Annotated in this window: 13 protein-coding genes, 1 tRNA gene and 1 pseudogene; 10 read left to right on the top strand and 5 right to left on the bottom strand. The window is 62.3% G+C overall.

What is annotated here, in order from left to right:
• Positions 1–190: 190 nt before the first annotated feature.
• Positions 191–1,405, bottom strand: coding sequence for a DUF3846 domain-containing protein (locus AC1RLZ_RS28835; RefSeq protein ID WP_493191441.1), 1,215 nt, complete (start codon positions 1,403–1,405; stop codon positions 191–193).
• Between the two features lie 368 nt (positions 1,406–1,773).
• On the opposite strand from AC1RLZ_RS28835, the gene mobF reads away from it, so the two are divergent.
• The 4 genes and pseudogenes from mobF to AC1RLZ_RS28815 form a co-directional block, all read left to right on the top strand.
• The gene (mobF, locus tag AC1RLZ_RS28830; RefSeq protein ID WP_493191440.1) at positions 1,774–4,434 is read left to right on the top strand and encodes a MobF family relaxase; all 2,661 of its coding nucleotides are present in this window, start codon (positions 1,774–1,776) and stop codon (positions 4,432–4,434) included.
• Between the two features lie 34 nt (positions 4,435–4,468).
• A complete protein-coding gene (locus AC1RLZ_RS28825) occupies positions 4,469–4,702 on the top strand; it encodes a hypothetical protein (RefSeq protein WP_493191439.1) in 234 nt (77 codons plus the stop codon).
• A 21-nt stretch (positions 4,703–4,723) separates the two neighbouring features.
• A complete protein-coding gene (locus AC1RLZ_RS28820) occupies positions 4,724–5,086 on the top strand; it encodes a hypothetical protein (protein WP_493189359.1) in 363 nt (120 codons plus the stop codon).
• A 66-nt stretch (positions 5,087–5,152) separates the two neighbouring features.
• Positions 5,153–6,349 (top strand): annotated as a pseudogene (locus AC1RLZ_RS28815) (recombinase family protein); the annotation flags it as partial.
• A gap of 513 nt (positions 6,350–6,862) precedes the next feature.
• Here the strand turns inward: AC1RLZ_RS28815 and AC1RLZ_RS28810 are convergent.
• A tRNA-Leu gene (locus AC1RLZ_RS28810) sits at positions 6,863–6,947 on the bottom strand.
• 176 nt (positions 6,948–7,123) lie between these two features.
• Between AC1RLZ_RS28810 and AC1RLZ_RS28805 the strand changes: the two genes are divergently transcribed.
• The gene (locus tag AC1RLZ_RS28805) at positions 7,124–7,663 is read left to right on the top strand and encodes a disulfide bond formation protein B (RefSeq protein WP_493191438.1); all 540 of its coding nucleotides are present in this window, start codon (positions 7,124–7,126) and stop codon (positions 7,661–7,663) included.
• A gap of 66 nt (positions 7,664–7,729) precedes the next feature.
• On the opposite strand, the gene AC1RLZ_RS28800 is transcribed toward AC1RLZ_RS28805, so the two are convergent.
• Positions 7,730–8,794: an AbrB family transcriptional regulator gene (locus AC1RLZ_RS28800; RefSeq protein ID WP_371423807.1), complete on the bottom strand. Its 1,065-nt coding sequence runs from the start codon at positions 8,792–8,794 to the stop codon at positions 7,730–7,732.
• 114 nt (positions 8,795–8,908) lie between these two features.
• Positions 8,909–9,202, bottom strand: a complete 294-nt coding sequence (locus AC1RLZ_RS28795; RefSeq protein ID WP_493191437.1) for a PsiF family protein — start codon at positions 9,200–9,202, stop codon at positions 8,909–8,911.
• A gap of 195 nt (positions 9,203–9,397) precedes the next feature.
• On the opposite strand from AC1RLZ_RS28795, the gene AC1RLZ_RS28790 reads away from it, so the two are divergent.
• The 5 genes from AC1RLZ_RS28790 (at position 9,398) to AC1RLZ_RS28770 (ending at position 12,691) form a co-directional block, all read left to right on the top strand.
• Positions 9,398–9,904: a hypothetical protein gene (locus AC1RLZ_RS28790; protein ID WP_493191436.1), complete on the top strand. Its 507-nt coding sequence runs from the start codon at positions 9,398–9,400 to the stop codon at positions 9,902–9,904.
• A 78-nt stretch (positions 9,905–9,982) separates the two neighbouring features.
• Positions 9,983–10,369, top strand: coding sequence for a CidA/LrgA family protein (locus AC1RLZ_RS28785; protein ID WP_493191435.1), 387 nt, complete (start codon positions 9,983–9,985; stop codon positions 10,367–10,369).
• The gene (locus tag AC1RLZ_RS28780) at positions 10,366–11,088 is read left to right on the top strand and encodes an LrgB family protein (protein WP_315844028.1); all 723 of its coding nucleotides are present in this window, start codon (positions 10,366–10,368) and stop codon (positions 11,086–11,088) included. Before AC1RLZ_RS28785 ends, AC1RLZ_RS28780 begins: the two co-directional genes overlap by 4 nt.
• A 108-nt stretch (positions 11,089–11,196) precedes the next feature.
• A complete protein-coding gene (locus AC1RLZ_RS28775; RefSeq protein ID WP_371423802.1) occupies positions 11,197–11,976 on the top strand; it encodes a sulfite exporter TauE/SafE family protein in 780 nt (259 codons plus the stop codon).
• A 34-nt stretch (positions 11,977–12,010) separates the two neighbouring features.
• The gene (locus tag AC1RLZ_RS28770; protein ID WP_493191434.1) at positions 12,011–12,691 is read left to right on the top strand and encodes a DsbA family protein; all 681 of its coding nucleotides are present in this window, start codon (positions 12,011–12,013) and stop codon (positions 12,689–12,691) included.
• A gap of 94 nt (positions 12,692–12,785) precedes the next feature.
• Here AC1RLZ_RS28770 and AC1RLZ_RS28765 read toward each other — a convergent pair whose 3' ends face one another.
• Positions 12,786–13,001, bottom strand: a complete 216-nt coding sequence (locus AC1RLZ_RS28765; protein WP_439087470.1) for a hypothetical protein — start codon at positions 12,999–13,001, stop codon at positions 12,786–12,788.
• Positions 13,002–13,009 lie beyond the last annotated feature (8 nt).

Raw genomic sequence — 13,009 nt, 5'->3', positions numbered from 1 at the left:
TTTCCGGAACTCCTGGCGGAATTCCAGAAAATATCTGAGTCCACCAGGCCCTCCGCCTAAAAATCTAGGACCGAAAAAGAGGGGTGATAGGCATTCGATCAAAAGCCGTCTCTAAGGGTAACCCGAAATCCTCCTGCGGCTAGGCCGTCGACGCCAGCACGCTGACCAAACCGTAACGTATTTTCTATATTCAGGCTGGGACAACCACGACACGATTCGTACCCAACGTCGGATCCGGCTCGAAAAACTTGACGCGTCGAATGATGTCATCGACGCTGCACTTGACTGCAGCCAACGCATACTCACCGCCATATGACCCGACTATAAGGCCACGGCCTGGGAACATTTGGCCGTCAATCTCAAACGACAGCCGGTGCGTGAACAAGCCCTCGTCGTCTACGTACAGAATATCACCCTTATCAAACTCTGCGGCCAGTTGGATGTCTCCCCCAATGGCCTGTTGCAGTGTTTCTACCGAACTCGTCACATTCACAGACTTGACGCTGCGCTGATAGGGATCGATCAGGATCGCGGGATAGCGCGTCCCCTTGAGTGCCTCACCTGACTTAGAAGCGTCGCCGTGGCCGGCAGGAAGCAGCCGGGACACGTTCAGGAACGTCGATCCTGCCGGCAGGAACGCGTCGGGGCCGTTCAGTTTTTCCGCGCGCCTGACATCGATTTTCCGCAGGTGGCTCGCGAGCCCGCGCTCCTGCTCCTGTGCTGCATACCAGGCGGTGACACAAGCGACACGTTGAAGTTCCTGGGCGAGCATCGAGGATGTTACGCCGGCCGCTTGCAGGAGATCCGCGCTAACGGGTTGTTGATTTGGCGGTCCGCTTGACGGCGGAACAGTGTCAATTGCCATGACCTCGTGTGTCGCTCCCCACATCCACGTCAGAATCCGGCGGCTGAATTCGCCGGGGGGCGACACGACCGCAAATGCCCGCGGGGCTGCAGGCCGCCGTCCGTCGGAGCTCCTTTGAGTGAGCAGCACGATGGCCGATACTTCGAAGCTGTCGGCGATTACCAGCGCTTGGTCAACAAAGTCTAAATACACCGCCAGATATTGATTGTTAAACATCTCGGCCTCGTCGGCCATCGCCTTCGTCATTTGCAGCTTTGCAAGGCCGCCGAGCGTCTTCTGGTCGACTTGGAATGCTGCAACGTGGCGATCGGAATGCCCGCCCTGATCTAGGAACCAGCGCGCGACCGTGGCGTCGAACTCTGTATTGATATCGACACCGCCGCGAGACCTCGCGCGGATGACGGCCGCTCTGTTTGCCGTCATCATCATGGCGAGCAGCGGGTTCTTTGCCTGCGGGAGGTGGCCCTCGCCCCGATCCACGAGATCTGCCGCTACCTCGCGGCCGGCATCCAGCAGGAATCGATCCAACCACGTCGTCATTCTCTTTTTCTCCAAATTCGGTGGCGTCTCAATACACAACGCGGCCTCTAGTCGAGTGAATACAAATGTTCAAATCCAACCAATCCATACTGAGCATCGCGAAAACCGCCGAGTGAGTGCTTCCCGCAGGGGTCGTCATCTTTTCGGCTGGCGGTAGCTTTGCTGGTCGACGTGAAATCTCCATCTCGACAGTCCTTCAACCAGGTAATCCACCGTCGCGGCGTTCAGTGGACGTCTGTTTTGCCGCAGATCGCAGGTAAGCACGGTCGCGCAATTGCATTGCAAATTCAGCCACTCTCAAAATTTGCAATGCACCGCACGACGATTTTAGGCGTGCTTGTTGTGGCCTCCTTCGATGGAGGCTTCTCATGGTTGCGACAATCGCAGCTGGCACGACAGCAGCGTACTACAGCAAGCAGAGCGAATATTATCTCGGCGGCGACGAACCGGTGGGTCGCTGGATCACGTCCACGGGCAACTTCGGCGCGACTCGCGGTGCGATCGTCGATAATACGCTGTTCGAGCGTCTTCATGCCGGCCTGGATGCGGACGGGGAGCCGCTGCTCACGAATGGCGTCGACGGCGCTAATCGGGTTGGCGGCATAGACCTGACGCTGTCGGCACCGAAGTCCGTCTCGGTTGTCTATGCATTGGCTGATCCGGCGACGCGACGTGCGATCGAAGATGCCCAATACATCGCAAGCGAAGCGACCATCGGCTTTCTTGAACGCAATGCTACCTTTTGTCGCCGAGGCAAGAATGGTCTGCGGCTCGAACGCGCGCCGTCGCTTACCGTCGCTTCCTTCCAACATGGCGAGGCCAGGCCTGTTGCGCACGATGACGGGCGTGTATTTGCGGATCCGAATCTGCACACTCATGCGGTTATTCTGAACTGCGCCGTTCGTGAAGACGGCACCGTCGGCGCCCTCGACGCCCGCCACTTGTTCGCGAATAAGATGGCGGCCGGCGCCGTGTACCATCTCGCGCTGGCCTCAGAACTCCAAAAGCTCGGCTTTGCGATCGGTGCCATTGGGAAGAACGGCATTTTTGAGATAGTCCCGCAGGTCGATGCCGATCGTGATGCGGGTCTCGCCCAAGGCTTCGTCGCGTTGCAGCGTCACTTCTCGGCGCGCCGCAAGGAAGTCGAGCAGGCTATTGCGGCTGAAGGCCTCACGACCGCGGACGCGCCGGCACTTGCTGCCGCGATTGCTCTCGGCACGCGCTCCACCAAGCAGGAAGAGCGCGCCATCGACCGTTTCGAGCTCTGGGCCGAAGAAGCCGCGCCCTTCCTCGACGTCGACCGCCTGGTGGAAAATCTGCGGACGCCCTGGACCCGCTATCACGCTGAGCAGGAGGCGCTGATAGCCGAGCGAGTGGCGGCGGTGCCGGCGCAGTTGACTGAATACGAAAGCGTTTTTGAGCGGCGCCACCTCCATGCCGCGGTTGCGACGTCCCTGGTGGGCACTGGCGCAGCCCCGATACGGGTCGAACAGGAAGTCGACCGTCTTATCGCAGCTGGAGGCATCGTTGAACTCGGGAAGGACGGTCTTCAGCAGCCGGTCTATTCCACCCCGGAGCAGATTGCGATCGAGCGCGAACTCGTTGCCCTGACTGAGCGTTTGGTCGGCCAGCGCCGTACGGCGCCGGATCCGGATCATGTGCTTCAGCTATGCCGGGATCACGGGCTTTCCGCTGAACAGACCCGAGCCGCTCTGTCGGCAACCACACCGGCGGCGATTTCGGTGATCGAAGGCGCCGCTGGATCCGGCAAGACGACCACGTTGGCTGCGATCGTGGCTGCGTATTCCGACCAGGCCATCTCGTCTCAGCCATTGCGCGTGATTGGAAGCGCGACGGCCTGGAAAATTGCGCGCGAACTGCAGACGCTCGGCATCGAAGCGATGGCCACCGATGCCTGGCTTGCGCGCACGGCGCTGCCGTTCCTCGATTCCAAGACCGTCCTGGTGGTCGACGAGGCCGGCCTTCTGTCGTCTCGGCAGATGCACGCGATCCTGAGCAAGGCGGTGGAGGCCGGGGCCAAGGTCATCCTGGTTGGTGACCGCGAGCAGCTCCAGTCCATCGGTGCCGGACCCGGCCTCTCGATCGTCGCAAGTGTGACTGACACCACCCGCATCGACAAGATCGTGCGGCAGCGCGAGGCCTGGATGCGCGCCGCGGTGACGGACTTTGCGAAAGGGCGCGCCGAAGAGGGGCTGCGTGCCTTCGACACACGCGGTCTTCTCACGCTGACGGCAGGCGAAAAGGCGACGGTTGAACGTATTACGGACGCCTGGGAGCATACCCAGCGCGTGGTGTCGAGCCCCTCCGTTTTGCTGATCGCCAAGACCAACGCGCAGGTTCGCGCGCTGAACGACGAAGTCCGGGTTCGCTTCAAGCGCGATGGCAGAATCGTCGGCGACGACATCGCGGTCGCGGCGGTGACGCCGTCCGGCCATGGCCAGACGCTCGCCTTCGCGATCGGCGACCGTATTCGTTTTCTGATCAGGCACGATAAGCTCAGCGTCATCAACGGCACCACGGCTACGATCACCGACATCGATGACCGTGAGACGCAGGACCCGACTCTTCATGTCGAGATCGCCGGTCGCCTGGCGCAGTTTCGCGTCTCGGACCTGGCGGACGAACACAGCCGGGTTCGCCTGGGCCATGCCTACAGCACCACGATCTACGGAGCCCAAGGCCTGACCACGGATCAGGCGTTTGTCTGGGCAAGCCCGTCGATGACCCGCCACGACACCTACGTGGCGTTCTCGCGGGCGCGTGATCGCCTCGAGATTTTCGCCGACAGCCGCGAAATCGACGCCCAGGTCCGCCTCGACCTCCCGCTGTCGGAGCGCCGGCAAGCCACGATCAGTCCGGAGCGGCGGCTTGACTGGCTGGCGGGACGGTTGTCTCGACTTCAGGTCAAGACCTGCACGCTGGATCCGATGCTGGATCACGCCGCGCGCGTGCAAGAGCGCGACCGCGAGCGCGATCGTGAACGGTCGGTGGGGTACGACCGTGGCTAAACCGCGCGTATCCAAAGTGCGCTTGCGACCGCGCGTGCCGAAAAACGCCCACACGGCGCCGGCGGCGACCGCGCCGTTGCAGAAGCTTGCCAAGCCGAAGCGCCCTGGCGGCACCGGTCCGCGCCCCTCCGACCCCGAATTCTGGACAGTGATCAACGAGATCACCGATCCCGTCCCCATCGCGCCTGCCGAACTCGATGCCATCGAGAGCTACTTCTCGGCAGTGCTCGACGTCGTCTTCGAGTCCGCTCGCAAGACACCTTCCTGACCCAACCAAAGGACCACAACTATGCCCAACCGCCTTCCCCCGATCGACCCTAATACCGTCCTCGGCCTGCAGCTCGAGCACTTCGCCGATATGGCTGTGACCGCCGCGCTCTGGCTGGTGCGAGAATCGCTGGACGCGATCGCCAACAGGACCGCCTTCGATCCCGACCCCAGTAACATCTATCGCGTGTTGGGCCGGCCTCCGGCGGTGCGTGTGCTGGACGATCTCACCGAAGATCAGCGCCACGACATGTTTGTCGAGGGCTTCCGTAACCTCGGCAACCCCGGCGGCATGGACAAGGCGTTCGAGTTGTCGCTGTCTCACTACAAGGAAATGTTGTGGGAGGCGTTCCGCACGCGCTGGAACAGCATCGCAAACGGGTGATCAAGGTCGCCTCTTCTTAACCGTGCGGTGGAATCGATGAGGAATCACTTCCCCTGATTCCACCGCATGAGTAGACTCTTTTTTCTGTACCGCGTGAGGATTTCCCCAATGGCCCGCAAGAATCTCAACGTCGTCGACACCGCGGCCACCACGAGTGAGCCGCGCCCGCGCAACGTGCTCATCTACAGCCGGGTCTCGACCTTGGCCCAAGCCCAGAACATGCTGAGCTCGGACGACCAGATCGCGCAACTGGTCGCGAAGAGCAAGCGCGAGGGCGACAATATCGTCGGCATCTTCCGCGACGAAGGCGAGACCGGCACCAACATGAAGAGGTCCGGCTTCGAGGAGATGATCGCGAGGGCGACTGACGGCTCGCGCACGGTCGATGCCATCCTCGTCTATTCGTTTTCTCGCGCTTTCCGGAATCAGGTCGAACAGGAGCTGACGGTCCAGTCTCTGCGCAAGCACCGCGTCGAGCTCATTTCGCATGCCGAGCCGCTGGCCAATGACGACACCGGCGACATGTTTCGCAAGTTCATCGGCATCGTTAACGAATATCAGAGCAAGGAAACGGCGCGCGCAACCACGCGCACGATGTTGGCCAATGCTCGCCTCGGTTACTCAAACGGCGGAAACATCCCCTACGGGTATATGTCGGTGGATTCAGACATCGTCGGCAACAAGCAGAAAAAGAAACTGGCGGTCGAGCCGGTCGAGTCCGAAGTCGTCAAGCTCGCGTTTAATCTGGCTTTGAGTGGTGACGGGACCAGCGGCCCGCTCGGAACTAAGAAAATCTCGATGTGGCTGAACGAACGCGGCTACCGGACCCGCAAGGGATCGTTGTTTGGCACCGGCACTGTCCACGAGCTGCTGACCCGTGAGGCCTATACCGGTTCGCGCCGCTTCAACGAATTCGATCGCAAGATCAAAGAGCGCAAGAAGACAGCTGACATCATCGAATATGACGTGCCGGAGATCATCGACCGGGCGACCTTCGATGCCGTGCAGGCGCTCTTGGTTTCCCGTCAGCCCCGCCTCAAGGGGCCGCGGCTTGCCTCGGCGCCGTCGCTATTGGGCGGCCTCGTCCGCTGCGACTGCGCCAAGTCCTGCGCCCTGACCACGGCAACCGGCACGTCCCGGACCGGAACCGTCTATAATTATTACAAATGCGTTCAGGCGATCAAACAGGGGCGACACAAGCATGATGACGGCGCGTCGTGCAGCAACCGTAAAATCCCGCGTCCCATCATTGAAAAGTTGGTCGTCGAGGCGCTTCTGGACCAGCTGTTGCAGCCCGAGCGGGTCACGGCCATCCTGACAACTCTCAAGGGTCGTCGCGATGGTCGTCAGGCCTCTGCCGACCGTCGCCTGGTCGATCTGGCCCGGCAGGTCTCCGACGCCGGAGAGCGGCTGTCGCGCCTCTACGCTTCGATCGAGGCCGGTACCATCGACGGCACCGACCCGACGCTCAAGGAGCGCGTTGCCGGCCTGAAGGCCACCCGCGACCGGGCCATGGAAGCCCTCGCATACGCCAAGAACTCCAGCGTGCTGCCGGTCGAGATTGATCCCGTCGCCATCGAGCGCTTCACCCGCTTGATGCGTGAACAGTTGGTGTCGGGAGACGTTGCGGCCCGTAAGGCCTATTTAAGCGCCATCATCGATGCGATCGTAGTGTCCGACACCACCATCCGCATCATCGGCTCAAATGATAATATCCGGGCGGCCCTAGGCCCAAACGGCCAACCCACGTCCGTGGTTCGTAAATCTGTTCAGGAATGGTGCCCCTGGCCGGAATCGAACCAGCACTCCTTGCGGAACTCGATTTTGAGTCGAGCGCGTCTACCAATTCCGCCACAGGGGCATTCGGACGCCGGCCGGAGGCAGGGGTCGCGAAGCGGGCGGAATATAGCGGGCGCTCCGGGTGGGTCAACCTGCGGTTTGGCCAGATCGGCCGCCGCGCACACCCCAGTGTGATCAAGGCTGCCTCGACAGGGTGGTGGCCCCGGGATAGGACCCAACAGCCACCCGGAGAGCGCCGTGACTGCCCAGACTGTCCCACCGTCCACGCCCGTATATGCCTCCTCAAACCCGGCGCTGGTCGCCGCGCTGGCGGTCGGTCTGATCGCTCTGGCCACGCTGGCAGGGGCCTGGTTCTTCCAGCTGGTGCTGGATATCCGGCCGTGCCCGCTCTGTCTCGAACAGCGTTATGCCTATTATCTCGCGATCCCGCTGGCGGTGCTGGTGGCGATTGCTGCCGCCAGGGACGCGCCGCGCGGCCTGGTTGTGACCGGCCTCGCTCTGCTGGCGCTGGCGGCGCTCGCCAATGCGGTGCTCGGCGGCTATCACGCCGGCGTCGAATGGAAATTCTGGCAGGGGCCAACCGACTGCTCCGGTCCGGTGGTGGATCTCGGCAAGGCCGGCAGCCTGCTGGAACGCCTCGACACCGTGAAGGTCATCCGCTGCGACGAGGTGCAGTGGCGGTTTCTCGGCCTGTCGCTGGCCGGCTACAATGTGCTGATCTCGCTGGCGATGGCCATGATCGCAGTATGGGGCGCCAGCCGGACCGTGCGGCGCTAGGGCTCACATCGCTTTATTCGAGCATGATCCGATGGGAAAACGGGTTTCCGCTTTTCCGGATCATGCTTAGTCGTCGATATCGTCCTGCGCCTTGCCGAACAGATGCACGATGCCCGGCGTGACGATCGACACATAGATGAAGCGCGACAGATGATGCGCGCCAACGAACACCGGATCGATATGCAGCGTCAGCGCCAATGCGAGCATGGCGTCCATGGCGCCCGGTGCGAAGGCGACGACGACATCGCTCAGCTTCACAGTCGTGGTCAGCGCGATGATCGTGACAAACACCGACGAGATTGCGATGGCCACCGTGAATGAGCCGAGCGCGGCCCAGACATGGCTGAGAATGGTGCGCGGCGAGATCTTGCCGAAGCGCGACCCGATCAGGCTGCCAATGCCGACGAGCGCAGTGATATAGGCCCATTGCGGCAGGGTGCCGTGGACCCAGCCGGTGCCGTGCAGAACTGACGAGGCCATCATTGCGCCGAACATCCAGCTCGCGGGAAACTTGATCCAGCGCATGAACAGCGAGACGGCAACGGCCGCGGCGGCGAGCTCGGCGAGCGCCAGCGGCGAGGCTTCCGGTCCGCGCGATGGCAGCGGGCCATGACCCATCAGGCCCGTGGCGGCGAGCAGCAGCGGCACCATGCCGGTGAGGATGATGACGCGGAAAATCTGCACGACCGCGATGCCCGGAACGTCGGCATTGCGCTCGGTCGCCAGCATGATGATCTGCGACAGCGCGCCGGGGCTGCCGGCCAGCAGCGCGGAGGTGCGGTCCCAGCCATGAACGCGCTGCAGATAGATGCTGCTTCCGAAGGTGGCGCAGAACGTGGCCAGCGCCAGCAGGGCGATGGTCACCGGATAGGCGCTGAGATTGTGCACCATCTCCGGCGACACCATCGAGCCGAGCGACAGGCCCAGGGTCATCAGGATGACATGGGCCATCGGCTGCGGCAGGCCGACCGGGCGGCCGAGGATGCCGTAAGCGGCGACCGCGATCATCGCGCCGGAGATCAGCCCGCCCGGCAATTCCGCCAAATAGAATAGCGCTCCGCCGATCGTGCCGATGACGAGCGTCTCAAGGGTGGTGCGGATCTGAAGGGAGCTGGGAAGAGCGATGGCCATTTGCACGGGAAGCTGAAGGAGCCCGCTTTATGGCAAAGTCCGCACCTGCCGACAAATGCGGTGTGGACTACCTGTCCCTCGCTTTCCGCGCGAGGGACAGGCGGTCCGGGCTGGTTAGTTCGCCTTCGTGCCCTTTTTGCAGTCCGAGCGGAATTTGCGGCGCTCGGCGCCATGCAGACCCTTGGCGTCGGCCTGTTTCGAACATTCAAGCGATGCCGCCGTGCGGGGCTTTTCCGCTGTCTTGCCTGCAGGCGCTATCTTTTCCGCAGGCGCCATCTTGTCGGCGGGGGCCGTCTTGGCAGGCGCAGTCTTGGTGGCCGCCGGCGCAGGTGCCTGCGCGGTGGCCGCGCCGACCAGCAGGAGGGAGGCGACGGCAGCGGTAGCTAGGCTGGAAACAAATCGGATCATGGCAGCACCTCGGATTGAACGGGGAGCACAGGGTGGGCGCGCCGGCCTGAACGGCAGGTGAATAAGTTGAAATATATCTGACAGTGCGATCACGATAATTTTTTGCAGGGAGTTGCGATCTCGTTGCTACGTCCAGCGGTAACGATAGGATGCTGTCGCCTACTTCTACTTTGTGTAGCAAAGGGAGAGAAAGTCATGATGATGCCTGTCAAATTCGCCTGCACGATTGCAATGTCAAGTTTTGCTCTGCTTGCTTTTAGTCCGGCCCATGCGCTCACGGCGACTGAATGCAGTGCAAAATATCAGGCGGCCAAGACCGCCGGCACGCTGAACGGCCAGAAATGGAATGACTTCCGCAAGGCAGAATGCGGAACTGCTGCCGCTGCGACGCCGGCCGCAGCTGCGCCTGCTGCAACCGCGGCGCCGACGGCTGCCGAAGCCAAACCGGCGGCGGCTCCCAAACCTGCCGCAGCGCCCAAGCCGGCAGCCACGACAGCCGCGGCTCCGGCAGGCCCCGCCACGTTCCCGTCAGCAGTCGATCCGAAATACGCCAAGGAAACGGCGGGCAAGGCGCGGATGCACACCTGCGTGGATCAATACAACGCCAACAAGGCCAACAATGCCAATGGCGGCATGAAGTGGATCGAAAAAGGCGGCGGCTACTACAGCGAGTGCACCAAGAGGCTGAAGGGCGCCGCCTGATCGGATCAGCCGTGCGCTTGTCCTGATCGACATCAGTTGCTTCGCGGGCGATAACGATCCGTCACCCGCGGAGTCCTCATGATTGCCAGTCTTTCCCTGATCCTGCTGTGCCAGCTCGCCGGCGAGATCGCCGTGCGTGCCTTTGCGTGGCCGGTGCCGGGTCCCGTGTTCGGCATGCTGCTGCTGCTCGTTCTGCTGTTGCTGCGTGACCGCGCCGTGCTGTTCGCGCAGGGGCCGTTGCAGGGCGGCGGCGTGGAGAATGCGGCCAGGGGCCTGCTCGCGCATCTGTCGCTGATGTTCATCCCGGCGGGGGTCGGCGTGGTGCAGAAGCTCGATCTGCTGGCCGAGCACGGCACCGCCATCGCTGTAGTTTTGGCGATCTCAGTGGTGATCACGCTGCTGGTGACGGTGGCGACGTTCCTCGTCATCAGCCGGGTGATGACGCGTGGGCCGAGTGCGTCATGAGCGCCAATCCGTTCTCGCTCTGGGTCTATCTCTCGCAGCAGCCGCTTTTGTGGCTCACGGTGACGCTGCTGGTCTATGCGACGGCCGATGCGTTGTCGCTTGCGACTGGCCGGCATCCGTTCGCCAATCCGGTGTTCCACTCGATGTGGATCATCGCCGTGTTCCTGCTGCTGACAGGCACGTCCTACACGACCTATTTCAGCGGTGCGCAATTCGTGCATTTCCTGCTCGGCCCGGCGACGGTGGCGCTGGCGGTGCCTCTTTATGAAAACCGCAAGGTCGTGGCGGCGGCGATCGTGCCGATGCTGGCCGCGCTGGTGGTCGGCTGCGCCACGGCGATTGTCTCGGTGGTGCTGTTGGCGAAGGCGTTCGGGTTGCCGAACAATGTCGTGTTGTCGCTGGCGCCGAAATCGGTCACCGCAGGTGTCGCCATGGGTATCAGCGAGTCGCTTGGCGCCGATGCGTCGCTGACCGCCGTGGCCGTCGTGCTCACAGGCATCATGGGCGCGATCATCGTCACGCCGATGATGAATCGCATGGGCATCACTGATTATCGCGCCCGCGGCTTTGCCGTCGGCCTCGCCTCGCATGGCATCGGCACTGCACGGGCTTTTCAGGTCGATGCGGTGGCCGGCGTCTTTGCCGGCATCGCCATGAGCCTCAATGCGCTGGTGACCTCTCTGCTGGTGCCGCTCGCCGTCACCCTGCTGGTGCGCTGATGGTCACGACAGCGTTTTCCCAGACATCGGATTTGTGATGCTTGTTGCATGGAGCCGGGTCAAAAAGGCCATTAAGGTCGCGCCGTCGTCAACGAGAATCGGCCATTCATGATTACTGTAATGCAGGGCGCGCTCGGCCTGGCTTCGGGCGCACTGGTCGGCTTCTCGCTCGGCCTTGTTGGTGGTGGCGGCTCGATCCTCGCCGTACCGCTGATGGTCTATGTCGTCGGCGTGCCCGAGCCCCATGTCGCGATCGGCACCAGCGCCATTGCGGTCGCAGCCAATGCGGCGGTCAATCTCGGCAATCATGCGCGTGGCGGCAATGTGCACTGGTCCTGCGCGCTGGTATTTGCCGCCGCAGGAATCGCTGGTGCGCTCGGAGGTTCGATCCTCGGCAAGCGGGTGGACGGACAGAATCTGCTCGCGTTGTTCGCGGTCCTGATGCTGGTGATCGCCGTGCTGATGCTGAAGACGCGCGCCCAGGTCGGCGAGCACCGGGTTGAAATCAGCATGTCGAATACGCCTTCGCTGCTCGCGCTGGGTCTTGTCACGGGCGCGCTGTCCGGCTTCTTCGGGATTGGTGGCGGCTTTCTGATTGTGCCGGCGTTGATGGCGGCCACGGGCATGTCGATCATGAGTGCGATCTCGTCGTCGCTGGTGGCGGTCACCGCTTTCGGTCTCACTACGGCATCGAGCTATGCCTGGTCCGGACTGATCTCCTGGAAACTGGCGCTGGTGTTCATTCTGGGCGGTCTGCTCGGCGGATTGTTGGGAACCAGTCTGGCGCGACATCTGTCGCTGCGGCGCGGTGCGCTGAATACCGTTTTTGCGTCTATCATTATCATCGTGGCGCTTTATATGTTGGCCCGTAATATCTACGTGACGTGAGTACTGGCGCCTGATGCGTCTTTCGGAGAACATCATGACCGCCACAACCCGCCGTACCTCAAATGCCGCTACCACGCGTCGCGCTGCGCTCGGGCTTTTCGGCGGTGCTGTGCTGCTCGGTGCGTCGTCCGGCCGGGTGCTTGCGGCGGCCGGTGCCGCCAAGGACCAGGATATCCTCAACGAAGCCGCGGTCCTCCGCGATCCGGATATCCCGGCCGCCGGCAATCCGAAGGGCGACATCACCATTGTCGAATTTTTCGACTACCAGTGTCCCTATTGCCGCAAGATCGCGCCCGATCTTCGCGCCCTGGTAAAGGAAGATGGCAAGGTTCGACTGGTGTCGAAGGACTGGCCGATCCTCGGGCCGGTGTCGGTGTATGCGGCCCGTCTCGTGCTGGCGGCGAGATACCAGAACAAGTTCATCGAGGCGCAGGATGCCTTGATCAGCCTCGATACCAGACTCACCGAGGCTATTGCCCGTGACCGGCTCGCCAAGGCCGGCATCGATGTCGATCGCGCCGTCGCCGATCTGCAGAAAAATCAGGATGCGATCGTCGCGAAGCTGAAGCAGATCGATGAGCAGGCGACGGCTTTCGGCTTCAATGGCACACCGTCCTTCATCGTCGGCAAGTTCCGCATTCCCGGTCCGATCACCAAAGAACAGTTTGTGCTCGCCATTGCCGATGCACGCAAAGCTGCGGCTGCGAAGAAGTAAACTTCACCACGTTCAAACGGAAAACGCCCCCGCTTATCAGCGAAGGCGTCTTTGGCCGGTCTCTCCGCCAGTCTTTCGCTGGCGACGTGTCGCCTTACGACTTCACTTGCGAAGTCAGCTTGGCCCAATCCTGTTTGGTGCGCGTCTTCAGCGCTTCCCACTCATTGGCGGCGACGTCCCAATTGACGATCGTCCGGCGCTCCTGGGCCGTCTGGCCGTTCGCCACTGACGAGGTCGACATCGAATCGTAGATGTAAACGCCGACGCCCAGGATCAGCGCACCCAGGATCATTCCAAAAAACGTCCGCATGGCGGTAG

The sequence above is a fragment of the Tardiphaga sp. GW822-FHT04G09 genome (assembly GCF_058800725.1).
Note: the sequence above shows the minus strand (reverse complement) of the source record. Positions and strands in the feature narration are given on the sequence as shown.

What these genes read in the sequence shown, in the direction of transcription:
- AC1RLZ_RS28835 (WP_493191441.1), bottom strand. Translation starts at nt 1,405, where the DNA reads ATGACGACGTGGTTGGATCGATTCCTGCTGGATGCCGGCCGCGAGGTA.
- mobF (WP_493191440.1), top strand. Translation starts at nt 1,774, where the DNA reads ATGGTTGCGACAATCGCAGCTGGCACGACAGCAGCGTACTACAGCAAG.
- AC1RLZ_RS28820 (WP_493189359.1), top strand. Translation starts at nt 4,724, where the DNA reads ATGCCCAACCGCCTTCCCCCGATCGACCCTAATACCGTCCTCGGCCTG.
- AC1RLZ_RS28800 (WP_371423807.1), bottom strand. Translation starts at nt 8,794, where the DNA reads ATGGCCATCGCTCTTCCCAGCTCCCTTCAGATCCGCACCACCCTTGAG.
- AC1RLZ_RS28795 (WP_493191437.1), bottom strand. Translation starts at nt 9,202, where the DNA reads ATGATCCGATTTGTTTCCAGCCTAGCTACCGCTGCCGTCGCCTCCCTC.
- AC1RLZ_RS28790 (WP_493191436.1), top strand. Translation starts at nt 9,398, where the DNA reads ATGATGATGCCTGTCAAATTCGCCTGCACGATTGCAATGTCAAGTTTT.
- AC1RLZ_RS28785 (WP_493191435.1), top strand. Translation starts at nt 9,983, where the DNA reads ATGATTGCCAGTCTTTCCCTGATCCTGCTGTGCCAGCTCGCCGGCGAG.
- AC1RLZ_RS28780 (WP_315844028.1), top strand. Translation starts at nt 10,366, where the DNA reads ATGAGCGCCAATCCGTTCTCGCTCTGGGTCTATCTCTCGCAGCAGCCG.
- AC1RLZ_RS28775 (WP_371423802.1), top strand. Translation starts at nt 11,197, where the DNA reads ATGATTACTGTAATGCAGGGCGCGCTCGGCCTGGCTTCGGGCGCACTG.
- AC1RLZ_RS28770 (WP_493191434.1), top strand. Translation starts at nt 12,011, where the DNA reads ATGACCGCCACAACCCGCCGTACCTCAAATGCCGCTACCACGCGTCGC.
- AC1RLZ_RS28765 (WP_439087470.1), bottom strand. Translation starts at nt 13,001, where the DNA reads ATGCGGACGTTTTTTGGAATGATCCTGGGTGCGCTGATCCTGGGCGTC.